22 protein-coding genes are annotated in these 23,162 nt (G+C 67.9%); 12 read left to right on the top strand and 10 right to left on the bottom strand.

Features of this window, described 5'->3' with window-relative positions; genetic code table 11:
* Positions 1–4 precede the first annotated feature (4 nt).
* On the top strand, positions 5–1,537 hold the full coding sequence (hutH, locus tag H556_RS0102425; protein WP_024352926.1) for a histidine ammonia-lyase: 1,533 nt from the start codon (positions 5–7) through the stop codon (positions 1,535–1,537).
* A 56-nt stretch (positions 1,538–1,593) separates the two neighbouring features.
* Positions 1,594–2,094, top strand: a complete 501-nt coding sequence (locus H556_RS0102430; protein WP_245559401.1) for a hypothetical protein — start codon at positions 1,594–1,596, stop codon at positions 2,092–2,094.
* Between the two features lie 34 nt (positions 2,095–2,128).
* On the opposite strand, the gene H556_RS0102435 is transcribed toward H556_RS0102430, so the two are convergent.
* The 3 genes from H556_RS0102435 to H556_RS0102445 are packed head-to-tail and all read right to left on the bottom strand — an operon-like array spanning position 2,129 to position 5,804.
* A complete protein-coding gene (locus tag H556_RS0102435) occupies positions 2,129–2,890 on the bottom strand; it encodes a hypothetical protein (protein WP_024352928.1) in 762 nt (253 codons plus the stop codon).
* A gap of 50 nt (positions 2,891–2,940) precedes the next feature.
* Positions 2,941–3,993, bottom strand: coding sequence for a type 2 isopentenyl-diphosphate Delta-isomerase (gene fni, locus H556_RS0102440; RefSeq protein ID WP_336433126.1), 1,053 nt, complete (start codon positions 3,991–3,993; stop codon positions 2,941–2,943).
* The gene (locus tag H556_RS0102445) at positions 3,990–5,804 is read right to left on the bottom strand and encodes a PPC domain-containing protein (RefSeq protein ID WP_024352930.1); all 1,815 of its coding nucleotides are present in this window, start codon (positions 5,802–5,804) and stop codon (positions 3,990–3,992) included. The genes fni and H556_RS0102445 overlap by 4 nt, the downstream gene beginning before the upstream one ends.
* A 93-nt stretch (positions 5,805–5,897) precedes the next feature.
* On the opposite strand from H556_RS0102445, the gene H556_RS0102450 reads away from it, so the two are divergent.
* The 5 genes from H556_RS0102450 to H556_RS0102470 all read left to right on the top strand — a co-directional run bounded on the left by H556_RS0102450 (position 5,898) and on the right by H556_RS0102470 (position 9,982).
* Complete coding sequence (locus H556_RS0102450; protein WP_024352931.1) at positions 5,898–6,821, top strand: bifunctional methylenetetrahydrofolate dehydrogenase/methenyltetrahydrofolate cyclohydrolase; 924 nt, start codon at positions 5,898–5,900, stop codon at positions 6,819–6,821.
* Between the two features lie 97 nt (positions 6,822–6,918).
* On the top strand, positions 6,919–7,605 hold the full coding sequence (locus tag H556_RS0102455) for a LemA family protein (protein ID WP_024352932.1): 687 nt from the start codon (positions 6,919–6,921) through the stop codon (positions 7,603–7,605).
* A gap of 7 nt (positions 7,606–7,612) precedes the next feature.
* Positions 7,613–8,470 carry a TPM domain-containing protein gene (locus tag H556_RS0102460; RefSeq protein WP_024352933.1) on the top strand — a complete coding sequence of 286 codons (858 nt, stop codon included), beginning with the start codon at positions 7,613–7,615 and terminating at the stop codon, positions 8,468–8,470.
* Complete coding sequence (locus H556_RS0102465; RefSeq protein ID WP_336433124.1) at positions 8,470–9,153, top strand: TPM domain-containing protein; 684 nt, start codon at positions 8,470–8,472, stop codon at positions 9,151–9,153. Before H556_RS0102460 ends, H556_RS0102465 begins: the two co-directional genes overlap by 1 nt.
* A gap of 70 nt (positions 9,154–9,223) precedes the next feature.
* The gene (locus H556_RS0102470; protein WP_024352935.1) at positions 9,224–9,982 is read left to right on the top strand and encodes an endonuclease/exonuclease/phosphatase family protein; all 759 of its coding nucleotides are present in this window, start codon (positions 9,224–9,226) and stop codon (positions 9,980–9,982) included.
* Here H556_RS0102470 and H556_RS0102475 read toward each other — a convergent pair.
* A complete protein-coding gene (locus H556_RS0102475) occupies positions 9,967–11,445 on the bottom strand; it encodes a phospholipase D-like domain-containing protein (protein ID WP_024352936.1) in 1,479 nt (492 codons plus the stop codon). The genes H556_RS0102470 and H556_RS0102475 overlap by 16 nt on opposite strands.
* A gap of 153 nt (positions 11,446–11,598) precedes the next feature.
* Between H556_RS0102475 and H556_RS0102480 the strand changes: the two genes are divergently transcribed.
* From H556_RS0102480 to H556_RS0102490, 3 genes are all read left to right on the top strand, one after another.
* Entirely contained in the window at positions 11,599–11,790 is a 192-nt protein-coding gene (locus H556_RS0102480) for a hypothetical protein (RefSeq protein WP_029673146.1), read from the top strand.
* A gap of 145 nt (positions 11,791–11,935) precedes the next feature.
* Entirely contained in the window at positions 11,936–14,524 is a 2,589-nt protein-coding gene (locus H556_RS0102485; RefSeq protein WP_024352938.1) for a coiled-coil domain-containing protein, read from the top strand.
* A gap of 90 nt (positions 14,525–14,614) precedes the next feature.
* Positions 14,615–15,214, top strand: a complete 600-nt coding sequence (locus tag H556_RS0102490; protein ID WP_245559402.1) for a hypothetical protein — start codon at positions 14,615–14,617, stop codon at positions 15,212–15,214.
* On the opposite strand, the gene H556_RS0102495 is transcribed toward H556_RS0102490, so the two are convergent.
* Positions 15,200–16,369: an MFS transporter gene (locus tag H556_RS0102495; protein WP_024352940.1), complete on the bottom strand. Its 1,170-nt coding sequence runs from the start codon at positions 16,367–16,369 to the stop codon at positions 15,200–15,202. The genes H556_RS0102490 and H556_RS0102495 overlap by 15 nt on opposite strands.
* Positions 16,370–16,416: 47 nt before the next feature.
* Here H556_RS0102495 and H556_RS0102500 point away from each other — a divergent pair, with 47 nt between their 5' ends.
* Both H556_RS0102500 and pip read left to right on the top strand, forming a co-directional pair.
* Complete coding sequence (locus tag H556_RS0102500) at positions 16,417–16,788, top strand: DUF423 domain-containing protein (protein WP_024352941.1); 372 nt, start codon at positions 16,417–16,419, stop codon at positions 16,786–16,788.
* A 25-nt stretch (positions 16,789–16,813) separates the two neighbouring features.
* Complete coding sequence (gene pip, locus H556_RS0102505; protein ID WP_024352942.1) at positions 16,814–17,785, top strand: prolyl aminopeptidase; 972 nt, start codon at positions 16,814–16,816, stop codon at positions 17,783–17,785.
* 49 nt (positions 17,786–17,834) lie between these two features.
* Here the strand turns inward: pip and H556_RS0102510 are convergent, their stop codons facing one another.
* From H556_RS0102510 to mreC, 5 genes are read right to left on the bottom strand one after another with little or no spacing between them, the layout of a single operon-like run.
* A complete protein-coding gene (locus H556_RS0102510; RefSeq protein ID WP_024352943.1) occupies positions 17,835–18,326 on the bottom strand; it encodes a DUF6173 family protein in 492 nt (163 codons plus the stop codon).
* Between the two features lie 26 nt (positions 18,327–18,352).
* A complete protein-coding gene (rodA, locus tag H556_RS0102515; protein ID WP_024352944.1) occupies positions 18,353–19,510 on the bottom strand; it encodes a rod shape-determining protein RodA in 1,158 nt (385 codons plus the stop codon).
* Positions 19,507–21,510, bottom strand: coding sequence for a penicillin-binding protein 2 (gene mrdA, locus H556_RS0102520; RefSeq protein WP_024352945.1), 2,004 nt, complete (start codon positions 21,508–21,510; stop codon positions 19,507–19,509). Before mrdA ends, rodA begins: the two co-directional genes overlap by 4 nt.
* Positions 21,507–22,025, bottom strand: a complete 519-nt coding sequence (locus H556_RS0102525) for a hypothetical protein (RefSeq protein ID WP_024352946.1) — start codon at positions 22,023–22,025, stop codon at positions 21,507–21,509. Before H556_RS0102525 ends, mrdA begins: the two co-directional genes overlap by 4 nt.
* Complete coding sequence (mreC, locus tag H556_RS0102530) at positions 22,022–23,110, bottom strand: rod shape-determining protein MreC (RefSeq protein ID WP_024352947.1); 1,089 nt, start codon at positions 23,108–23,110, stop codon at positions 22,022–22,024. Before mreC ends, H556_RS0102525 begins: the two co-directional genes overlap by 4 nt.
* Between the last annotated feature and the right edge of the window lie 52 nt (positions 23,111–23,162).

The raw sequence follows: 23,162 nt of genomic DNA on the forward strand, positions 1-23,162 counted from the left end.
GCTTATGACCACCACCATTGAAATCGGCGCCGCGCCGCTCACCCTCGCCCAGCTTCGCGCCGTCCTGAACGGTCCGGTCACGGTCAGCCTGACCGACGCCGCCTGGGCTAATGTCGAAAAGGGCGCGGCGACCGTCGCCGCCATTCTGGACGAAGGCCGCACGGTCTATGGCATCAACACCGGCTTCGGCCTGCTGGCCAACACCAGCATCGCGGCGGAAGATCTTGAAACCCTTCAGAAGAACCTGGTGCTCAGCCATGCCTGCGGCGTCGGTGAGCCGCTGAGCGAGGACACCACCCGCCTGCTGATGGTGCTGAAGATCGCCAGCCTGTCGAAGGGCGCCTCGGGCGTACGTCGTCACACGCTGGAGACCCTGATCGGCATGGTCAACGCCGAGGTCCTGCCGCTGATCCCGTCAAAGGGCTCGGTCGGCGCCTCGGGCGATCTGGCGCCGCTGGCCCATATGTCGTGCGTCCTGATCGGCGTCAGCGAAGCCCGCTATCAGGGTCAGGTGCTGGACGCCGTTTCGGCTCTGGCCAAGGCCGGACTGAAGCCGGTCGTACTGGGCCCCAAGGAAGGTCTGGCCCTGCTGAACGGCACCCAGTGCTCGACGGCCCTGGCCCTGACCGGCCTGTTCGCGACCGAGGACGTCTTCGCCGCCGCCATCGCCGCCGGTGGCCTGTCGGTCGACGCCCTGTTGGGCTCGGACGCGCCGTTCGATCACCGCATCCACGCCCTGCGCGGCCAGCCGGGTCAGATCGACGTGGCCCGTCGTCTGCGTGAACTGCTGAACGGCAGCGCCATCCGCGACAGCCATCGTCACGACTGCGCCAAGGTGCAGGACCCCTACTCCCTGCGCTGTCAGCCGCAGGTGATGGGCGCGACGCTGGACGTGCTGCGCAACGCCGCCGCCATGCTTGAGCGCGAAGCCAACGCCGTGACCGACAATCCGCTGGTCTTCATCGAGGACGGCGATGTCATCTCGGGCGGCAACTTCCACGCTGAACCCGTTGCTTATGCAGCAGATCAGATCGCCATGGTCCTGTGCGAGATCGGCAATATCTCCGAACGCCGCACTTCGATCCTCGTCGATCCCAAGATGACCGACCTGCCCGCCTTCCTGGTCAAGGACAGCGGCGTGAACTCGGGCTTCATGATCGCCCAGGTGACGGCGGCGGCCCTGGTGGCCGAGAACCGCATGGTGGCTCACCCCTGCGTCATCGACACGGTGCCGACCAGCGCCAATCAGGAAGACCACGTGTCGATGGCCACGCACGGCGCGCGCCGACTGCTGGACATGGCCGCCAATACGGCGACCGTCGTGGGCATCGAACTGCTGGCCGCGGCGCAAGGCATCGAGTTCCGCCGTCCACTGACCTCCTCGCCGGAGCTGGAGCAGACCTACGCCATCGTGCGCGAGGCCTGCGGCGCCTATACGGAAGACCGCTATTTCGCGCCGGACATCGCCCGTGCGACCGAGGGCGTCCGTGCTGGCCGCTATCGCGCCTTCGCCGGCGATCTGCTGCCTTCGGCTTGAACTGGACGGCGGTTGAGCGCTTTCGTAATCAGAACGAACGCAGGATGCCGCCGATCATGAGCAGAAGCGCCGTCATTATGGCCTCCGCCGCCCTGGTTCTGACCGGACTGGGGGCGGCGGGCTGGGCCGTCTGGAACTCCACCTCGGCCGCGCACGGCGGGCGGGCCCCTGGGTACGGCGTGACCGTCGAGGTCGTACCACCGGTCGAGCCGGATCTGCCGCCCGGCTCCATCATGACCGTGGGCGAGCTGCGCGACGGCTATGAGCACGATGCGGAGCGCGTCGCCGCCCCTCCCCGCGACGACGAACCCTATGTCGAAAGCGCGTGGCTGGAACTGACGCCGGAACCGTCACAGCCGCCCTATTACGACACGCCGTCCGATCCCGGCCCGCCTCTCTCGTCCCGACCGGCGCCGGAGCTGGAACGCGACCACTACGGCTTCGGCTTCGATGCGCCGCAGCCGGACTACGCCGCCGAACGCGCCGCGCGTCAGTCGGCGCTGCAGGAGCGGCCCCAGCGCCACAACAGGCCGGCGGCCGAAGAGATGTTCTATTAAAAAAGGCCCCGGTTTCGCCGGGGCCTTTTGCGCATCACCGCATGGTGGTGACGGAAACCGTGTAGTCGCCTTCCTGCGCCGAACTGAGGCTGTTGGCGCGGAAAGAATAGGAACCGGGACGCAGGGTCTCGGTGATCATGGCGCTGGTCCCGCCGCCGCTGTCGTCGTCGGCGGCCAGGCTCTCGCCATCGCACTGCGGCCCTTCGTGTAGCGAGAGGTAGGCGTCGAACTGCGCCGAATCCATGCGGATCGACACATTGCCTCCGTTGCTGATGTTCAGGGCATAGCAGTCGTAGAAGGAGCCGTCGTCGGCCTGGCGGTCGCTGAACTCCAGACGGCCCTGACGGCTTTCACCAACCGAGATCGGCACGATCTGGGTGGTCGGCCGCAGGCGCTGGCCTTCCGAAACGGTCAGGCGGAACGACCCGGTCTCGCCTTCGCTCAGCGTATTGGCGCGGATGATCCAATTGCCGCCGTTCGAGATGAAGCGTAGCTGCGAGTCGGTGCCCATGTCCGGCCCGTCGTCGTTCGTCACCGAGGTCTCGTCGCAGTCCGTCCCGGCGCCGGCCATCAGATAGGTGTCGAAATCCGACGACCGCATGGTCACCGTATAGGCCTGACCGGCCTCGGTCTGGACGACGTAGCAACGATAGTGCGAACCGTCGTCCATGCGCGCGTCCTTGGCGCTGAAGTTGCCGTTGACGGTCTGCCCCGGCCGGATGGAGCTCTGGGCAGCCGCAGCGCCGGCCAGAAGGAGCGAGGACGCCAGAACCGACGTCATCAACACAGCGCGCATGGGAATCTCCTTGGGTGCGACGCAAAAATCTAGGGGCGGAAATGCCCCGCTTATGTGACAGGAAGCAACGGAACTCGTTTCAACGCCGCTAAATTTGAAGCGTTTACGCAGAAACACACGGTACGCAGCTGCCTTATGACCAGTTGAAACTGTTCAATGACGGCCTCGGTCGAGACGGTAGCGGCCTGAATCACGCCCGAGGCCATGCCCACCATGTCGGCGCCCAGCCGGATCGCCTTGGCCGCATCCACCCCATCCCGGACGCCGCCCGACCCGATCAGAAGGGCGTCCGGCAGGGCGTTGCGCGCCTCGGCCAGGGCGCGGGCCGTCGGTATGCCCCATCCGGCGAAGGCCAGGGCATGGGCCTTGTCTGCGGGATCGGTCGCCCGTTCGCCTTCGATCAGGCCCCAGTTGGCGCCCCCGGCACCGGCCACATCCACGCCCGCCGCCCCCATCGCCATCAGACGCTGGGCCGTGACGGCGGAAATCCCCGCCCCCGTCTCCTTGACGATGACCGGAGCGTCCAGATCGCGGATCAGGGCCTGAAGCGCCGCGCCCACGCCCCACCAGTCGCGATCTCCCTCAGGCTGGCAGGCCTCCTGAAGGGGGTTCAGGTGAACGACCAGGGCGTCGGCGCCGATCATGTCCAGCGCCCGGCGCGCCTCGTCCCGCCCGAAGCCGCGCGTCAGCTGGGCCGCGCCGATATTGGCCAGGATCGGCGTGTCCGGCGCCTTGAGCCTGAGCGCGAAGTCCAGCCCGCCCGCCGCGCCGCCTTCCAGCGCCGCCCGTTGCGAACCGACGGCCAGGGCGATGCCCAGATGCTGGGCCGCTTCGGCCAGACGGGCGTTGATCGCCTCGGCCCTGGCAGGGCCGCCGGTCATGGCGCTGATCAGCAGGGGCGCCTTCAGCCGCCGTCCCAGAAAGTCGACGCCCAGGTCGATCCGGGCATGGTCCACGTCCGGCAGGGCTTCGTGCACGAAGCGCCAGTCGTCGAACCCCGCCGAGACAGCATGACGCCCTCCGCCCGCCAGCACCACGTCCAGATGCTGATCCTTACGACCCAGGATCAGGGCCGAGGCGGCGGTGTCGCTGGCGTTGTTCAGGGCTGCCGCTCCGTGATCAGCACATAGTCGCCGGTCGAGTTGGCGCTGAAGCTGCGGGCGCGCAGCACATAGGTCCCGTCGCGCGGCGCGGTCCAGCTCAGGCGAGCGTGGGTGTCGGACAGGCTGTCGTCATCCGTGTCCAGCTCGAAGTAGTCGCCGTCCTTCTCCTCGCCGACCTCGACCACCGCGTCAAAGCTGCTGGCGATCAGGGTGAAGCGCAGCTTTTCGTCGGCCTTGGCCTTGAAGTGATAGGCGTCATAGAAGACGCCTTCGTCGGTGATGCTGGCCCGTTCGGTCAGGCGGCCGCGCACGGTCGATCCGATCAACAGGCTGCCCGGCGAAGGCTCTCCCCCCAGATCCGTCAGCTCCAGCGAATAGAGCCCCTTGGCGTCGCGCGACCAGGAACGCGCGCGCAGCACATAGTCGCCGGTCTCAGGCAGGGTGAAGATCAGGCGCGCATCCGTCCCCTGACCCAGACCGTCGTCGTCGCTGGCGATCTCGCTGAAATCGTCCTCGTCCTGACCCAGTTGCAGATAGGCGTCGAAGTCGCCCGACCGCATGACGGCCTGAATGCGCTGGCCCTCGGCCCCGCTGAAGACGAAGGCGTCATACAGGCGTCCGTCATCATCGGTGGCGTCGCTGGTCGCCAACTCGCCCTCGACGGTCTGGCCGAAGGCGATGGCGGACGGCGGCGGGGGCGGCGCGATCTCTTCGATCTTGAGCGTATAGGGCCCCTCGCCGCTGGAGAAGGCGCGCGCCTCGATCAGATAGTCGCCGTCCTCAGTCAGGGTGTGCGTCAGCCGCGAGTTCAGGTCCCCGGCGCTGTCGTCGTCGCTGGCCAGACTGTTGTGATTGGCGTCGAACAGTTCAAGGAAGGTGTCGAACCCATCGGCCTTCATGGTGATGGCCAAACGCTGTCCGGCCCGGCCGCTGAAGCGGTACAGATCCGCCGGAGCGCCGGAATCGCTGCTGGCGCTATCCGGCGTCAGGCGCCCACGCGTTTCATCGCCGACCGAGACCGGCGTGGCGGTCGGCGCGGGCGGTCCCTGTTCCAGCGCCAGTCGATACGTCCCCTGCGCCGAGCCGTCATAGGAGGTGGCGCGGACCAGATACTCTCCGTCCTGGGGCGCCGTGAACACCAGTCGCGCGTTCAGGCTGGACCCGCCGTCGTCATTCTCGGCCATCTGCACGAAGGCGCCGTTCACAATACGGCCGACGCGCAGGAAGGCGTCGAAATCGTCCGATTCCAGGTCGATCCTCACCCGCTCGCCCGCCGAGGCCCGGAAGGCGTAGGCGTCATAGCGATTGCCGTCATCATCCTCGGCGCTGTTGGCGCCCAGGCGGCCAGAGGCGTCACGACCGATGGCGACGCGGCCGGGACGCGGCAAGCGCGGCGCGGCGCGCTCCTTCAGCGACAGGCGATAGTCGCCGGTCTCCATCCCCGAGAAGGTGCGCGCACGCACGATATAGACCCCGGATTCCGGCGCAGTGAAACGCAGGCGCGCATTCAGGCTGCCTGCGCTGTCGTCATCGCTAGCCAGCGACTGTCGCATCGAGCCTTCGGCGTAGACTTCCAGATAGGCGTCGAAATCATCCGCCGTCATCTCGGCTTCCAGCCGCTGGCCAGCGCGCAGGTTCAGCCGATAGTCGTCATAGCGATAGGCGTCCCCGCCCCGCGTGCGGGCGTCGCCCTCTTCCAGCCGCCCCCGGATGTCGTCTCCCAGCCGGGCATCAGCCGCCGTCTGGGCCCAGGCCGCGCCGGTGGACAGGAGGGCGACGGCGCTGGCCGCAGCGAACAGGGAATAACGCATAAAAACCTCTTTGCTGGCGTCATCATAGACGCCGAACCGCAGCGCCTGTAAATCGCGGCCACGCTTTCCAGTTCCCGGCAGATGGAGCCAAATATGGCTGTCGAACCCGCCCGCGCCTCTCTGATCGACGGCAAGGCCTTCTCACAGACCCTGGTGGAGCGCGTCGCAGCGGCCGCCGCCCGGCTGGAATCCGCCCACGGCGTCAAGCCCGGTCTGGCCGTCGTCATCGTCGGCGAAGACCCCGCTAGCCAGCTTTATGTCCGCAATAAGGGCGAGACGACGCTGAAGGCCGGGATGCGGTCCGACACCCACCGCCTGCCGGTCGAAACGAACCAGGACGAACTGTTGGCCCTGATCGCGTCGCTGAACGCCGATGCGGGCATCCACGGCATCCTCGTGCAGCTGCCCCTGCCCAAACATATCGATTCGTCCGCCGTTCTGGACGCGATCTCGCCGGACAAGGATGTTGACGGCTTCCACGTCGTCAATGCCGGACGTCTGGCTGTCGGCCTGCCCGGCATGATCCCCTGCACCCCGCTGGGCAGCCTGATGCTGCTGAAGGACCAGTTGGGCGACCTGTCGGGCCTGAACGCCGTCATCGTCGGCCGCTCCAACATCGTCGGCAAGCCGATGGCGCAACTGCTGCTGGGCGAAAGCTGCACTGTCACCATCGCCCACTCGCGCACCCGCGACCTGCCCGCCCTGTGCCGCACCGCCGACATTCTGGTGGCCGCCGTCGGCCGCCCCGAAATGATCAAGGGCGACTGGATCAAGCCGGGCGCCGCCGTCATCGACGTCGGCATCAACCGCGTCCCCTCGCGCGATCCGGTCAAGGCCGCCGAGGGCAAGACCCGCGTGGTCGGCGACGTGGACTTCAACGAGGCGGTCGAGGTCGCCGGACGCATCACCCCTGTCCCCGGCGGCGTCGGCCCCATGACCATCGCCTGCCTGCTGGCCAACACCTACACCGCCGCCTGCCGCGCGGCGGGCGTAGAGCCGGAAGACGTGAACGGCTGAGGCCTGCGTCAAAAATCCAGCCTTGAAGCGGAGCCTTTCGGCCCCGATAGTCTTTAGCGATCAGCGGTCATGAGGACCGCCCCGCAGGAGCTTCTTCATGGCTGGATTTTCGCCTCGCATCGCGGCCGTCGCCGCCGTCGTCGTCCTGGCTCCGGCCGTGAGCGCCTGCGGCTACAACACCATTCCGACCAAGCAGGAGCGCGCCGAAGCCGCCTGGGCCGACGTTCAGAGCCAGTATCAGCGCCGCGCCGATCTGGTGCCCAATCTGGTCGCCACCGTTCAGGGCGCGGCCATTCAGGAACGCACCACCCTGACCCAGGTGATCGAGGCCCGCGCCAAGGCCACCAGCGTCAACATCGACGCCTCCAACCTCGATAACGCCGCCGCCTTCCAGCAGTATCAACAGGCGCAGGGCGAGCTTTCCAGCGCCCTGTCGCGGCTGCTGGTGACGGTCGAGGCCTATCCCCAGCTTCAGGCCAACCAGAACTTCCTGACCCTGCAATCGCAGCTGGAAGGCACCGAGAACCGCATCTCTGTGGCGCGCCGCGACTACAATGAGGCCGTGCGCGACTACAACACCACCCTGCGCACCTTCCCGAGCGTGATCTGGGCCAAGACCCTGCACGGCGGCTCCAAGCCAATGCAGCTGTTCACCGCCACGGCCGAGGCCCAGTCGGCGCCCAACGTGAACTTCGACCTGGGCGTCCAGCCCGGCGGCGGCGCGCCTGCGACGACGCCCGGCGCCGCGCCCGGTTCGACGCCGCCCGCCCCGGCGGCGCAGTAAGCCTGAAATGAACCCTTCCGCCCTCGCCCTGAGGGAAGGCGCGGCGCGGGGCCTCCTCCCCGCGCTGATTCTGGCCCTCACCCTGTGGCTGACCGCCCTGCCCGGCGCCAGCCTGGCCGCCGAAATCCGTTTTCCGGCGCTGACCGGCCGCGTGGTCGATGACGCCCAGCTGCTGACGCCGGAACAGGAACAGACCCTGACCGGCAAGCTGGCGACGCTGGAACAGCAGACCGGCGACCAGTTGGTCGTCGTCACCCTGCCCTCGCTCCAGGATCAGGAGATCGAGGACTTCGGCTACCAGCTCGGCCGTCACTGGGGCATCGGCCAGAAGGAGAATGACGGCGGCGCCCTGCTGATCGTCGCGCCGAACGAGCGCAAGGTGCGGATCGAAGTCGGCTATGGACTGGAGGGCGTGCTGACCGACGCCTATTCCTCGCTCATCATCCGCAACGACATCCTGCCGGCCTTTCGTCAGGGCGACTATGCGGCAGGCATCATCGCCGGGACCGACTCCATCATCGCGCAACTGACCGCCGATCCGGCCGAGGCCCAGGCGCGTGCTGAAGAAGCCAAGAGCCTCGCGACAGAGTCGACCAAGCCGGTGCTGCCGGCGATCATCATCCTGTTGGTGTTCGCCTTCATCTTCTTCAGCATGGTCGGCGCAGCTGCGGGCGGTCGCAAACGGCGGGGCGGACGCGGCGACGGCCTGTCCCCGATCCTGATCTGGGCCGCCAGCGAAGCCTTGAAAGACCGCAATCGCGGCGGGCGCGGCGGCGGCTGGGGCGGCGGCGGATTCGGCGGCGGTGGTGGCTTTGGCGGTGGAGGCGGCGGCTTCGGCGGCGGCGGCGCCTCGGGGGGATGGTGATGCAGTTCACGACAGACGACCACGCGCGCGTCGCCAGGGCCATCGCTCAGGCCGAAGCGCACACGTCGGGCGAAATCTTCTGTGTCGTGGCGCGACAGGTGTCCTCCTATCGCGACGTCAGCCTGGGCTGGGCGGCCGCTACGGCCCTGCTGCTGCCGCTGGGGTTGATCCCGTTCGGATTCAACGGCGACTGGCTGGCTTTCGGCCACGGCTGGGAGATCGCCCATGCGCCCGCCGCCTCGGCCGAGATCGGGCGCGCCCTGGCGGCTTATGGGCTGGTGCAGGCGGGCGTCTTCCTCGCCGTCTTCCTGCTGTCGCTGATCCCGGCCGTGCGGCGACTGCTGACGCCCGCCGCCCTGCGCCGCACGCGCGTCCGCCGCGCCGCCATGCAGCAATTCCTGGCCCACGGCCTGCACGTCACCGAGGCGCGCACCGGCGTCCTGATCTTCGCCGCCCTGGCTGATCATCAGGTCGAGGTGGTGGCCGACGAAGGCATCCATTCCTGCGTCAGTCCTGAGGTCTGGGCCGACGCAGTCGCCGCCTTGACCAAAGCCCTGCGTCATGACCGCCCGGTCGAGGGATTCGAACAGGCCATCAACCTGTGCGGCGGGGTGCTGGCGGAACGCTTTCCGCCCAAGCCCGCTGATCAAAACGAGATCCCCGACAGACTGGTTGTCATCTAGTCTGGCTATCAGGGCCTCGCGACCGCCGCATTGAGCCGCGACAGTCGCTGCGATCGCGGGCAAGGAATTCATGCCGAGACTTCTGACCTACAACGTCCATCGCTGCGTCGGCGTCGACCGGAAGCTGGACGTGAACCGCATCGCCGATGTCATCGCCGAGCATGAGCCTGACGTGGTCTGCCTGCAGGAACTGGATGTCGGCCGCGCCCGCACCGGGCATGTCGATCAGGCCAGCGCCATCGCTCAACACCTGGCCATGAGCGTGCAATTCCATCCCGCCATGAAGGTCGAGGCCGAGCTCTACGGCGACGCCATCCTGACCCACCGTCCCGAGCGGCTGGTGCGCGCCGCCGCCCTGCCCACCCTGCCCGGCATCAAGGGGCTGGAGCCGCGCGGCGCCCTGTGGTCTGCGGTCGATTTCGACGGGGCGGTGGTCAACATCATGAACACCCACCTGGGCCTGATCCCGCGCGAACAACGGCTACAGGTCGCCGCATTGATCGGCGAGGAATGGCTGGGCGATCCAATGTGTCAGGGACCGACCATTCTGACCGGCGACTTCAACGCCACCTCCATCACCCGCCCCTATCAGGCCCTGACGCGGCGGCTGGACGACGCCCAGCGGCGCTTAGGACTCAAGCCCTCCATCAAGACCTTTCCCTCCAGCTTCCCGGCCATCCGCATCGACCACTGCTTCGTCAGCCGCGAGATCCGCGTGACAGGCGCCCGCACCCCGTCCTCGCCTCTGGCGCGCGCCGCGTCGGACCATCTGCCTCTGATTATCGACTTCGAGATCGAAGGTCAGCGCCAGGATCAACCCGGCGCCTGACCGCCCTCGGACCTGGGCCGGGTGCGGTGCGAGCGGTTCAGCCGCTTCCACGGCCGCCAGGCGTCGGTCGCCGACACCGGATCGCCGAACTGCCACTCGGCGAACATCCGCTCGACCCGCGTCGGCTCTGCGGCGCCCAGCGGCTTCATCCGCGCCTGACCAAAAGTCTGGATCGCCTGCGCCACCGAACCCAGCAGGGTTTCCGCCTCGGCGAAGGCCTCGCCCGAGACGCCGATGAAATGGCCCAGCGAGTGGCGACGAAAGCGCCGGATCACATCGCGCTGCTGATCCGTCTGCGCCTCGACGGCCACGTCGCATTCCGTGTCCAGCCCCATCGAGCGGTTGTTCAGATTGCTGGAGCCGATCCGCAGCAGCTTGTCGTCGATGATGGTCATCTTGGCGTGAACAATGATCCGCTCGCCCTCGTCCGTCACCGGATAGAAGGCGGTGAAGCGGTCATGGCGGTCCGCCTGCTCCAGCCGATACAGCACCTCGGCCCGCGCCGTATCCATCGTCAGACCGTCGAACCAGCTGGGGCTGCGCCCGGTCGAGACCAGCACCACCTCCGGCCCGTCCGGCTCGGCCAGACGTTCGGCCAGCGCCGCCGCCAGCAGGGGCGAGGTGAAATACTGGTTCTCCATATAGATCAGCGACCGCGCCTGCCGGATGGCCTCCAGATGCAGGGCCTCATTCTCGCGCACCTCAGGTCGGCCCCGGACCTGCGGTTCCGTGCGGGAGATAGCGACCGGAACATCATGCAGCGTCGGCTCGACGCCATCGGGCCAGGCGTCGCTCCCTCGCGGCGTCGAAGCTTCCAGCACCTCGCCCGTCGCCCGCCGCCAGCGTTCGCGCGCCAGCTCGCCCAGGTTCTGCGCCGCCGGTCCGTCCAGTACGCACATCACCTCATGCCGCGGCGCCGGAATGACGCCGGTCGGCTCGCACCGGCGCGGATCGCCCGAGAAATGCTCTTCGGTGTCCCAGCGGTCGGTCGAGATGTCGCCGCCGCCGCAGAAGGCGATCTGATTGTCGATCACCACCACCTTCTGATGATGGCAGGCGCCCAGAATACCCGGCCCGTCCAGCCGGAACTCCACGATCCGGCGGCGGAACCACCTCTGGGCCTTGTGCGGGTAGAAGCCCTGCGACGCCGCGATCAGCAGGGGCGAGCGCCAGATCAGCAGGCGCACGTCCAGGTCCGGCTTGTGCCGCACCAGAGCCTTCAACTGATGACCGATCTCGGCCCGGCGGTCGGTCAGCGGCCCCTCCGGATCGAGCCGCGTGCGGGGATCGAACTGCCAGCCCAGAATCAGGATCGACCGTTTCGCCTTGTGCAGCGCCGAGGACAGGGCGTCGAAATAGGCCTTGTTCTCCATCAGCGGCGCGAAACGATGCGCAGGCGCAGACCGCCACACGCCCGGACCCGGCTCGATCAGACTGGCTTCATAAGAACGATCTGGCCCCATGACCCTCCGATGGCCGATTCGCGTGACGGCTTGATGCGCGGCCTCTACAGCAGAGGTCGAGCGGTTGCAGATCGTTCCATTTTCGCATCAGCACGGTCAATGGCGACGCTCCTTCACTTCGCCGCATTGTCGCCGGAACCGTGATCTGTCATTATGCGCGCCATGCAAGCTCTGATCGAAATGGTGATCGGCCTCATCGCACTGCTCGCCGCAGTCGCGCTGTCGCAGTTCGGCGTCGATCTCAGCCCGACGAAGAAGTCGGATGGCGAGATCCACCGGGTCGAAAAGAAGTGCGGCGACGCCCCGTCCACCCACATTCAGGTCAACGCCCCGACCTCCTGCTGATCCACAGCTTAGGCTTAGTGAAGCCGCCGCTTCAGGCCGGATAATACGCCCTCCAGCCTTTTCGCTTCTCGTTACAGTCGTTAGGGTCGCTCCGCACACGACCTCGCCCGCGTCTCCAGGCGACCAGTAATCGAGATCGACGCCCATGAAATCCCGCCCTCGGCCGCCGCTCAACCTGACCGACTCCGAGCCCGCCCTTGAGGACGAGGCCCCCGTGATCGCGTCCGACGCCCAAGCTGATGCGGCCACGCCCGAGCCGATGCCTGAGCATCCGCCGCTGCCTGAATCCGCCCCCGTCCCAGAACGGCCGATGTCTGAGCGTCAGCGCCGCCGCCTGGCCGAACAGCAGGCGATCGCCGAACAGCGCGCGGCTGAGGCGGAAAAAGCAGCCCGCACCCTGGCCATTCTGGGCGAGTCGGCCGACGCGCCGCCCGCCACCGTCGAATCAACGCCCCTTACCGTTCCCCCCTCCCCTCGCGCCAAGTCGGCCAAGGGCGGCGCCAACCACGCCTATCTGATCGCCGGGCTGGCGTCGGCCCTGTGGGTCGGCGGGCTGGCGTCCTGGTTCGCCTATGAGCTGGGCTCCGGGATGATGGAGTTGGATCCGCTGCGGCTGGCGGTCTACGGCCTGATCCTTCTGGCGCCGGTCGGCCTTTCGATCCTGCTGGCCCACGCCGTGCGTCAGGGCGCCGGTCTGGCGCAAGAGACCCGTCGCGCCCGCGAAATGGCGAACGCCCTGGTCGGCCCGACCGCCCTGGCCGCCAACGAAGCCGGTCAGGTGCTGACCAGTCTGCGCGGCGATATCGACCTGGCCGCACAGGCCGCCGAACGCGCGCGCAACGACATGGCCCAACTTCGCGAGGCCCTGGCCAAGGAAACCGCCCTGCTGAACGAGGCTGCCGAACGCGCCGGCGGCACGGCCCGCCAGTTGACCGAAAAGATGTCGGCCGAGCGGGAGCAGATGCACGGCCTCAGCGGCCGTCTGGAAACCCAGGCCTCCAACGTGGTCGAAACGGTCGAGCGCCAGTCGCGCATGGTGGCCGACGCCTCCGACCTGGCTCAGACGCAGTTGCGCGAGGCCGAAGCCGCCCTGGCCGCCCGCGCCGCCGACCTGGCCGCCGCCGCCAATGAAGCGCAGGACGCCGCCCGCGCCGCCGCCGACGACCTGGCCCGCCAGACCCTGCGTCTCGAAACCGCCGGCTCCGGCGTCGCTGAACAGATTCAATCGGTCGAGGAAGGTCTGGGCCAACAGCGCGCCGCCCTGGTCACCGCCGCCTATGCCCTGCGCACCGATCAGGAAGACTTCTCGGCCCAGGTGGAGAGCCAGCGCGCGCAGCTTCTGGATCACCTGTCCCAGACCCGCACCGCCGCCGACGACCTGAACCTGAAGGGCGAAGAGGCGGCCAACGCCATCAAGGCCCAGGTCGAGGCCGTGGTCGATCAGTTCCAGGCCCTGGTGCAGTTGTCTCAACGTGAAGCCGACGGCTTCGACCACGCCACCAAGCTGGCGCTGGACCGGTTCGAGGCGCTGTCCGCCGAATCCCGCGACCTGCTGGTCGAAGAGACGCGCCGTTCGCTGGCGGCGCTTCAGGCCACGGCCGACGCCCAGCGTCAGGCGGCCGACACGGCCATCGAACAGGCGCAGATTCGCGCCGACCGCCTGGGCGAATCCCTGTTCGACGCCGCCCAGCAGGCCGACGCCGCCGCCGAGGCCCGCATCGAGGGCGCCCGTCGCATCATCGGCCAGACGGCTGAGATGGTGGACCAGACGGGCGAGCGCCTGATCGACAGCCTTCACGCCACCCTGACCCGCGTCACCGAGGCCCTGACCCAGGTCGAACAGGCCGTGTCCGAGATGGACGAACGCGCCAGCCGCCTGCCCCAGGAAGCCCAGAACCGTGTGGACTCGGTCCGCGCCGCCGTCGAAAACGGCCTGACCGCCCTGAGCGCCGCCTCCCGTAAGGCGGCCGAGGACACCGAAGCCCTGGAAAACGGCTTCCAGGAACGCGTCCGTCGCAACTACGACATGCTGACCGAGGCTGTGCGCCTGATGGGCGCCGTGTCCGGCGAAGGCGGCCGTCGTCGTCCCTTGAACCAGCCCGCCCCGACCGAGCGCTCCGCTGAACGGCCGCATGACAGCCTGCGCGGACGGCTGCGCCCGCAGAACGCACCGGAGGGAGACATCGAAGCCATCCCGGCCGCGCCGCAGGCCCGACCGGCGCCGCCGCCGCGTGATACGACGCCGCCCGCGCCGCCCCACAGACACGAGGCGCCCGCCGCCGATCTGGACTGGAACGATCTGTCCGCTCCCAACGGCGGCCCTCAGACCGACGCCGCATCGCACGCCCCGGCGGCGCCGATCGGTTCGCCCGAAGAGATCGACGCCTTGGCCTCGCGCATCACCGACGCCATTCGGCGCATGGGCGTGGACCCCAACGCCCTGCTGCCGCGCCCACGCATCGAGGAAACGGCCCAGGCCTTCGCCGCCCATGACCCGTCGCGCGCCCGCCAGATCGTCCGCCGGGTGGCGCCCGCCGCCGTCCGCAGCGTCTCGCGCCGCGTGCTGAGCGACGACGCCCTGCGCGCCGACGCCGAGGCCTATGTGCGCGCCTTCGCCCACGGCCTGAGGCTTCAGGCCGAGCGCGGCGACGCCCATGACATTCAGGCGCGGCTGGCCACGGACGAAGGCCGCGCCTTCATGCTGCTGGACGCCGCCGTCGGCGACCTGAGCTGAGAAATCAGCTCAGGCTTGACCTCACGACGATTTTACCGGCACGCTCACTGAGCATAGCGCCATCCCGACGTACAGGAGCCACGCCCCTTGGTGGACACGGATTCCCGCACCCGTCCTGATCGACGCCCCGCCCTCGCCATCTGCGTGTGGAATCCGGATTACCCGACCTGGGATCTGGTCGAAGACCTGTCCGGCGAGCCCTGGAGCCCGCCCGGCGCCCGCACCCAGCCGATCCCGGGCGATACCGACGCCCCGGCTCTCGCCGACCGCCTGATCGCCGCGCTGAAGGATCAGGACTGCGCCGCCCTGCTGCTGATCGGCCGCACCAGCCATCCCGGCCCCTTCCTTCTTCAGATGCGGGCCGAGAACCGGCGTCTGGACGGCGCCGGCCGACTGGATGAGACCGGCCCGGGCGTTGCGCGCGTCACCGCCCCAATCGCCGAGATGTTGCGCGATCTGACCGCTGCGGGCCTGTCGGCCATCGCCGCCTCTGACGCCGAAGAAGACGCGGGCAGCTACATCCTTTACCGCGCCCTCGCCGACCTGCCCGACAGCCTGAACTCACCCTCCATCGGCCTGCTGCGCGCGCCCGAGGGCGCGACCGAAGAGGCCATGCGCACCGCCATCAAGGCCGTCGCCTCGGCGATGGCGCGTCATTTGACGCCCCTGCCCCGCTCAAGCGCGGCCTGAGCCGCCCAACCGTCGCGCCAACAGCAGTCCCGTCACGCCGCCGACCAGCGCCAGTCCAGCCATGCTGAGATAGGCGCGCGAACCGAAAGCGTCGTACAGCGGCCCGCTGGCCAGGGTCGCCAGGCCGATCAGCACCCCGGCGGAAAGGGCCGAGCTCAAAGTCTGCGCCGCCGTATGGCTATCCGGCGGACACAGGCGCTCGACGATCTGCACGCCCGCCAGATAGGTGGCCGCGAACGTCAGGGCGTGCAGCGTCTGCAACGGCCACAGCAGCCACAGCGGCGGCGCAAAAGCCATGACGGTCCAGCGCAGCACCGCCGCGCCCGCGCCCAGCGCCAGAATGAACCAGGGCCCGATCCCCCGCCTGCGGCGCCACGGCTCGACCACCCACATGAAGCCGATCTCGACCAGGACGGAAAAGGCCCACAGCAGGCCCGTCATGCTCTCGGCCACGCCCTGCGCCCGCCACAGGATGGCGGAGAAGCCGTAGTAGAAGGCGTGCGCCGCCTGCACCGCACCTACGGCGAAGATGGCGGTCATGAACACCGGGTCCGCCGCCAGACGCCCCAATCCGCGAAACCGCTCGAACCCCGACAGCGGCCCGTCGTCGCCTACCCGCTCGTCCGGCAAGATGCGCCACGCCGTCACGGCGATCAGCAAGGACGCCGCCACGGCCCAGATGATCACGACGTCCGCCGACATCCGCGTCAGCAGCCAGCCCATTACGACATTGGCGACGACAAAGGCCGCCGAACCACACCCGCGCGGCAGGGAGAAGGGAAAGCCCTCTCGCGCCGCGACCTTAAGGGTCAACACGTCGCTGAGCGGGATCAATGCGGCCGCGGCCGTCGCCCCGATCAGCCAAAAGACGGCCCACGGGACGACGCCCTGCACCAGCCCCGCCCCGCCATAGCCGACCGCCATCGCCAGCCCCAGCAGGGCGATCGGCGTGCGTCGGCGCCTGAAACCATCGGCCCAGACAGCGATCAGCGGCCCGGTCAGCGCCCGCGCCAGCATGGGGATCGCCAGGAGGGCGCCGATCTGCGCACCGCTCAGCCCCTGAGCGCGGAACCACAGCCCCGCGAACGGCAGAGTCACGCCGCTGGCGCCGAACAGAAGGATGTATTGCAGGGCCATGCGCGGGGCGGACATCATGGCGCGCCATAGCAGACTTCCCCCGATTTGTGGTCTAGACATAAGCCATGAGGTCCTACCGCAAGCTTCTTGTCTTCGCCGGGTTCAACGGCGCCATGGCCGTGGCGCTGGGGGCCTTCGCGGCCCACGGCGCAGCGCCCGCTGTCAAAACCCTGCTGACCACGGGCGGCCAGTATCAAATGGTCCATGCGGCCTTAGCTGTAGCGCTGGCGCTATGGAACGGCGGCGGGCGTCTGGCGCGCCTCGCCGGATGGCTGGCTGCCGCCGGGGGGCTGATCTTCTGTCTGGCCCTGGCCATGATCGGCCTGCTCAGCCTGCCCGTGATGGGGGCCGTCGCCCCGATCGGCGGGGTCATGATGATCGCGGCCTGGTGCCTGGTCGTCGTCGCCAGCCTCAAAGCCGCACCCAACAACGCCTAATCTCAAAGCAGAACAGGGTCCCAGCATGTTTGCCGTGAACGAAACGCCCCGCCGTGACCTCTATCCCGAGATCGAAGCCTACGCCTCAGGCTGGATGCCGACCGACAGCGTCCACGAGATCTATTACGAGGAAAGCGGCAATCCGCATGGCGTGCCGGTCATCGTCCTGCACGGCGGCCCCGGCGGGGCGGTCAATCCGGGGATGCGGCGCTATTTCGACCCGGCCAAATACCGCATCGTCATGTTCGACCAGCGCGGCTGCGGCCTGTCGCGGCCCAACGCCTCGCTGGAAAACAACACCACCTGGGACCTCGTCGCCGACATCGAGCGCCTGCGCGAGAAGCTGGGCATCGACAAATGGGTCGTGTTCGGCGGGTCGTGGGGTTCGACCCTGTCGATGACCTACGCCATCAAACACCCGGATCACTGCCTGGCCCTGGTCCTGCGCGGCATCTTCCTGCTGACCAAGAAAGAACTGCACTGGTTCTATCAGGACGGCGCCTCAATGATCTTCCCGGACGCCTGGGAGCGCTTCCTGGCCCCGATCCCGCAGGCCGAGCGCGACGACCTGATGGCCGCCTATTACAAGCGCCTGACCGGCGACGACATCGAGGAACGCAACCGCTGCGCCGTCGCCTGGGCCACCTGGGAAGGCGAGACCGTCAGCATCCAGGGGCCGTCGGGCAAACCGGACAAGTTCGCCGATCCTGAGTTCGCCGTCGCCTTCGCCCGGATCGAGAACTGGTATTTCACCAATGGCGGCTTCATGGATAGCGAGAACTGGATCCTCGAAAATATTGACACCATCCGCCACATCCCCTGCTGGATCGCGCAGGGGCGCTTTGACGTGGTGACGCCGATCTCGGGCGCCTGGTCCCTGCACCGCGCCTGGCCCGAGGCCAAGCTGGACATCATCGGCGACGCCGGCCACGCCTCGACCGAGCCGGGCATCATCGACAGCCTGATCCGCGCCACCGACTGGGCGGCGACCTTATAATCCGTCATCCCGGCCCCGCGGCCGACGTTTCCGGGATGACGCTTTAGCCTTAGGCCCCTGCCGGTTTCGGGCTGGTCTTCTGAACCATCTCGTTGAGTTGGAAGCCGATGCGGCGCGCCTCGCGCTCTTCCGGCTTCTTCACCGCGCTCAGCACCACATTGATCTGGCTGTAGTGCTGGATCAGGCGCACAGGCTTGCCGTCGGCGTTACGGCCGAAGAACATGATCAGATCCGGTCCCCAGAAGCCGACGTCCACGATCTGCATCGTGCCGTCGCCCGGCAGGCCGACCACGCGCGCGCCGATCTCCTCGTCCTTGTCGAGATTGGCCTCGAATTCCTCGATCAGCTTGGACAGGCGGACAAAGGCCCATTCCGCCGGATTGTCCCGCATCCGCACGCCCTCCGCGAGGGCAGCCGCCTCGTTCTTAGGATCCGCCAGCACGGGCTGCGGACAGGGCGTGTCGCCGCAGTCCGAAAACATGGCGGGGTCGGCCTTGGGCGCTTCGGCGGCGGCTTGGATTTCGGGCGTTTCTTCAGTCATGCCGCAAACCTAGCGCGCACAAGCGGTCAGAACAGCCCCTGTCCCTTCGGCAGTTCGACATAGCGGTGCACGCGCGTCGACAGGATCAGGCCGAAACCGACCATCACCGTCATCATCGACGATCCGCCATAGGACAACATCGGCATGGGCACGCCGACGACCGGCGCCAGCCCCATCACCATCGCCCCGTTGATGAGCATGAACAGGGCCACGAAGGCCGTCATGCCCGCCGCACTCAGACGACCGAAATGGCTGTGCGACAGCGCCGCGATCCGCAACGAAATCAGGATCAGCGCCACATAGCAGGCGATGACGGTGAAGGAGCCGATGAAGCCGAACTCCTCCGACACCGTCGAGAAGATAAAGTCCGTGTGGCGTTCCGGCAGGAACTCCAGCTGGCTCTGACTGCCCAGACCATAGCCTTTGCCCATCAATCCGCCCGAACCCAGGGCGATCTTGGACTGGATGATGTTGTAGCCCGTGCCCGACGGGTCGGCTTCAGGGTTCAGGAAGGTCAGAACCCGGTTACGCTGATAGTCGTGCATGCCGAACATCACGAAAGGCGGGATGACGGCCACGGCGGCGGCGACGCCTGCGCCGATCACGCGCCAGCTCAAGCCCGCCATGAACATCATCACCCCCCCGGTCAGGCCAATGATCATGGCCGAGCCGAGGTCCGGCTGCTTGGCCACCAGGATGAAGGGAACGCCGATAATCCCGGCCGGAAACAACAGCTTCCACGACCAGCGCGCGTCCTGAGCCGAATGTCCATGATACCAGCGCGCCAGGGCCAGCACGAGGCCGATCTTGACGAACTCGGCCGGCTGGATGCGGATGAAGCCCAGGTGCAGCCAGTTCTTGGCGCCGCCCGCCACGTACCCCAGCGGAGTGAACTCAACCAGCATCACCATGAACAGCAGGACGCCATAGACGGGATAGGCCGCGTGGAACCACCACTTCGGGTGGACCATGGCCAGACCGATCATGCCCGCCAACAAGACCCCGAAACGGATCAGATGCTTGGCCGCCCACGGCTGCCAGTGGCCGCCCGCGATCGAATAGAGCATCGCCGTGCCGATCCCGGCCAGAATGCACAGCAGGCCGATGATGCGCCAGTCCAGCTCTGCGAACTTGGTGGACAGGCGATCGCGTTCGCCGGGGCGGGTCAGGGCGGAAGCGGTCATTGTCCGGGCTCCGTCAACGGCGGCGGGGCGACGGCGGCGCCTGCTTCGGCATCGCCGTTGTCGATGGGCTCGCCTCTGGCTTCAGCCTCGCGGACGCCCGCGTCCTCCTGAGCCTCGAAACCGGCCGATTCGATGCGGGCGCGGATCTCGGGGTCCTTGAGCAGGGCCACCTTCATCGCTTCGCGCGCGCGCGGCGCCCCAGCAGTCCCCCCGCCCAGACCGCCATGCTGGACGATAACCGAGACGGCGTAGCGCGGGTTGTCGGTCGGCGCATAGGCGACGAAAAGGTTGTGGTCCTTCTGGTCCCACGGACGGCCCGCCCCCTTGCGCGACCCGGAGCCATAGTTGCGCGCCTGGGCCGTGCCGGTCTTGCCCGCCATCTTGACCGTGCCCAACCCCAGCTGACTATTGCGGAACCCCGTACCCCCAGCGGCGGTCACCGCCTCCATGCCGTCGCGAAGCACCTGAATCATCTCGGGCGTATAGGGCAGGTCGGCGAAGGCGCTGCCGCCCTGCTCGACCCCGCCGATCGACTTGATCAGGCGCGGCGTCACCGCCTTGCGGCCATTGGCGATCCGCGCCGTATAAACGGCCAGTTGCAGGGCGTTCACCGTCAGCGCGCCCTGGCCGATGCCATAGCTGGGATTCTCGCCCGGATACCATTTCGTATCGCCGCGCACCGGATTCTTGCGGCGCCATTCGCGGTCCGGCACCAACCCGGCCTTCTGGCCGCCGATGCCGATATCGAATGTCTGCCCAAAGCCCAGATCCCGCGCAGTCTCGGCGATGGCGTCAGGCCCCATCTCTGCCGCCAGCGTCATGAAGTAGACGTTGCACGACGCCTTGATGGCCCCGCGCAAATCCAACGAGCCATGCCGCCCCAGACAGGCGAAGCGCCGCCCCAGATAGAAGCTGCCGCCGCAGAAGATGCGCCGCGACGGGTCCAGCCCCCGCTTCATCGCCGCCAGTCCCACGACCGGCTTGAAGGTCGAGCCCGGCGCGAAGGTGCCGCTCAACGCCTTGTCCAGCAGGGGGCGGCGCTCATAGTCGGCCAGGGCGCGATAGATCCTGGACGGCACCCCCGACACGAACAGGTTCGGATCGAACGACGGCGAAGACACCATCGCCAGGATGTCGCCGTTGCGCACATCCATGACCACCATGCTGCCGGCTTCTTCGCCGAAGACTTCGAGCGCCCTCTGCTGGACGTCGTTGTCCAGCGTCAGCACGATCTCTGACCCCTGCACCGCCGGACGCGAACCCGCGATGTCCTCTGCCACGACGCGGCCCCGCGCGTTGACCTCGACCCGCTTGCCGCCTTCGACGCCGCGCAGATCCAGGTCCAGCGAGCGTTCAATGCCCTGACGGCCGATACGGAAACCGGGGTTGAACAGGATGGCCGGCGGCTGCTCGCCCTTGTCCCGGATCGCCTTGACGTCGCGATCCGAGACCTTGGCCACATAGCCGACCACATGGGCGTAGGCGCCGCCGTGCGGATAGTAGCGGGCCTCGTTCATGTCAGCCATGACGCCGGGCAGTTCGGCCGCGTGCAGATTGACCTTGGAGAACTCTTCCCACGTCAGGTCGCTCTTGACCGGAACCGGCGAGAATCGCGGCGCGGCGTTGACCTCGCGGATGATAGTCCGTCGCCGCTCCAGCGTGTCCGGCAGCAGTTGGCCCAGCAGGTCCAGCGTCTGATCCAGGTCCTTGGTCTCGTCGCGCACGACCAGCACGCGGAAGCTGGGCCGGTTGCCGGCGATGACTACGCCGTTGCGGTCCTTGATCAGGCCCCGCGGCGGCGGGACCTGACGGAAGTTAAACTGATTGCGGGTCGCCAGGGTGGCGAACTCTTCGGACTTGAACAGTTGCAGATGCGCCAACCGCCCGACCAGGGCCAGACCGCCCAGCGCCGTCGCCCCGCCCATCAGCATGGTGCGCCGCAGGAAGGAGCCCTGCCGTTCGTTCACATCGGAAAAGAAGATATGCGGTTCGCTGCTCATCGGAATCGCACGTCCGCGTCGTCGAAACGCTCGATCAGCCAGCCGGCCAAGGGAAAGAGCAACAGCGTCGGGATCATCTGCCCCATGATAGCCAGCAGATTGGGCGCATTCCCAAGGCTGCCGCGCGTCACAAAATAGGCCACCGCAAACGCCAGACCTGTCGAGGCGACATAGAGGGCGAACAGGACGATGGTCGCCTGCCCCGCCAGATATTTCGAAGCCAGCAGAATGGCTCCATAGATCAGCAGCAGGTTAAGCGCCCACATCCCTGCCTTGCCGCCCCAGAAGAAGTCCAGAAACAGCCCCAGACCGAACAGCACGACCGGCGCCAGCATCGACGGCCGGATCAGCGGCCAGGCGAAGGCCAACACCATCGGCCAGACCGGCTCAGGCAAGGTCAGGCCGAACAGGCGCAGCGGAATGGCGAACAGAATGGTCACGGCTGCGGCGATCAGCGCTGGGTAGCCGATCCACTGCATCGGACCGACCATCCGTACGGTGATCGTCCGTCTCACTCGCGGCCCCCGTCGGGCGTTCCAGCCGCAGGTGCGGCAGGCTGGGTCGCGGCTTCGAGCGGCGTCGCGGTCGGAACCGGCGGCGGGGCGGCGTTGGCGGCGCGCACACGGTCGGCGGCGGCCTTGACGGCGGCGGCGCGGCGGGTCGCCACGTCCTGAATGGCGGCGGCCTGAGCGGCGGTCGGCGGCGGCGCCGTCTTCAGGCTGGACAGCGGCGGCGCGTTCAGCGCGTTCTGGTCAGCCAGCTGGCCGAAATCCTGGAACAGCAGGACGCGCACATAGTCGATGGCGGTGCGATCGCTGTACAGCTTGACCCGCCAGGAGCCGTCGACCCCCTTGGCCACGACGCCGACCGGCAGGCCGCGCGGGAATCCGCCGCCATCGCCCGAGGTCAGGATGCGGTCGCCGTCCTGCACCGAGCCCTGTCCACGCACATAGTCCAGACGCGGGCTGCGGCTGCCGTCTCCGGTCAGCATGGCGCGTGCGTCGGTGCGTTCGACCATCACAGGAATACGCGAAGCCACATCGGTCAGAAGAACCATGCGGCTGTAACCGCCGGCGGCGCCCGCGATGCGGCCGACCAGGCCGTGCTCGCTCAGGACCGGATTACCGACGCGCACGCCCTTGGCGGCGCCCACGTTCAGCAGGCGCGAACGGGCGAAGGGGCCGCGCGCATCAGTAATGGCCCGCCCGGCCGTCATCTCGATCGGCGGTTCGGTCTGCAGGCCCAGCAGTTGTTCATAGCGCGCGTTGAGGTTCTTGAGCGCCAGGGCGTCGTCGCGCCATGCGCTCATCTCCGCCAGTTCACGACGCAGGCGGCGGTTCTCGGAGACGGCGAAGAAATAGCCTTTGACGAAGTCGACCGCGTCGCCCGTCCATCGCACAGGAGCCGCCAACACCCCGCCCGTCGTTCCGGCGGCGGTATCGAACGCAGCCTGTGCGGGCTGGAGATCATCCACGCTGGGCGGCGGGCGATCGGCGAGCAGAAGCATGATCGCCGCGACGATGCCGCCGACAACCATGACCGCAGCCGTCCAGGCCAGCGGCACCTTCAGATTCTCGAACGGTCCGTCGCGAAACGCCACGGCCAGCCCTTCCTGCTAGAGCTCAGGGATCAGCGGGCCGAGGCCCGCCTTC

This window comes from Brevundimonas naejangsanensis DSM 23858 (assembly GCF_000421705.1).
Taxonomy (GTDB): Bacteria; Pseudomonadota; Alphaproteobacteria; order Caulobacterales; family Caulobacteraceae; genus Brevundimonas; species Brevundimonas naejangsanensis.

Bases quoted from the DNA above. Each gene is read 5' to 3' on its own strand.
- H556_RS0102455 (WP_024352932.1), top strand. From the start codon at position 6,919: ATGGCTGGATTTTCGCCTCGCATCGCGGCCGTCGCCGCCGTCGTCGTC.
- H556_RS0102430 (WP_245559401.1), top strand. From the start codon at position 1,594: ATGAGCAGAAGCGCCGTCATTATGGCCTCCGCCGCCCTGGTTCTGACC.
- H556_RS0102450 (WP_024352931.1), top strand. From the start codon at position 5,898: ATGGCTGTCGAACCCGCCCGCGCCTCTCTGATCGACGGCAAGGCCTTC.
- H556_RS0102500 (WP_024352941.1), top strand. From the start codon at position 16,417: ATGAGGTCCTACCGCAAGCTTCTTGTCTTCGCCGGGTTCAACGGCGCC.
- H556_RS0102475 (WP_024352936.1), bottom strand. From the start codon at position 11,445: ATGGGGCCAGATCGTTCTTATGAAGCCAGTCTGATCGAGCCGGGTCCG.
- rodA (WP_024352944.1), bottom strand. From the start codon at position 19,510: ATGACCGCTTCCGCCCTGACCCGCCCCGGCGAACGCGATCGCCTGTCC.
- hutH (WP_024352926.1), top strand. From the start codon at position 5: ATGACCACCACCATTGAAATCGGCGCCGCGCCGCTCACCCTCGCCCAG.
- H556_RS0102460 (WP_024352933.1), top strand. From the start codon at position 7,613: ATGAACCCTTCCGCCCTCGCCCTGAGGGAAGGCGCGGCGCGGGGCCTC.
- H556_RS0102435 (WP_024352928.1), bottom strand. From the start codon at position 2,890: ATGCGCGCTGTGTTGATGACGTCGGTTCTGGCGTCCTCGCTCCTTCTG.
- H556_RS0102485 (WP_024352938.1), top strand. From the start codon at position 11,936: ATGAAATCCCGCCCTCGGCCGCCGCTCAACCTGACCGACTCCGAGCCC.
- H556_RS0102495 (WP_024352940.1), bottom strand. From the start codon at position 16,369: ATGATGTCCGCCCCGCGCATGGCCCTGCAATACATCCTTCTGTTCGGC.
- H556_RS0102510 (WP_024352943.1), bottom strand. From the start codon at position 18,326: ATGACTGAAGAAACGCCCGAAATCCAAGCCGCCGCCGAAGCGCCCAAG.
- H556_RS0102480 (WP_029673146.1), top strand. From the start codon at position 11,599: ATGCGCGCCATGCAAGCTCTGATCGAAATGGTGATCGGCCTCATCGCA.
- pip (WP_024352942.1), top strand. From the start codon at position 16,814: ATGTTTGCCGTGAACGAAACGCCCCGCCGTGACCTCTATCCCGAGATC.
- mrdA (WP_024352945.1), bottom strand. From the start codon at position 21,510: ATGAGCAGCGAACCGCATATCTTCTTTTCCGATGTGAACGAACGGCAG.
- H556_RS0102465 (WP_336433124.1), top strand. From the start codon at position 8,470: ATGCAGTTCACGACAGACGACCACGCGCGCGTCGCCAGGGCCATCGCT.
- H556_RS0102445 (WP_024352930.1), bottom strand. From the start codon at position 5,804: ATGCGTTATTCCCTGTTCGCTGCGGCCAGCGCCGTCGCCCTCCTGTCC.
- H556_RS0102470 (WP_024352935.1), top strand. From the start codon at position 9,224: ATGCCGAGACTTCTGACCTACAACGTCCATCGCTGCGTCGGCGTCGAC.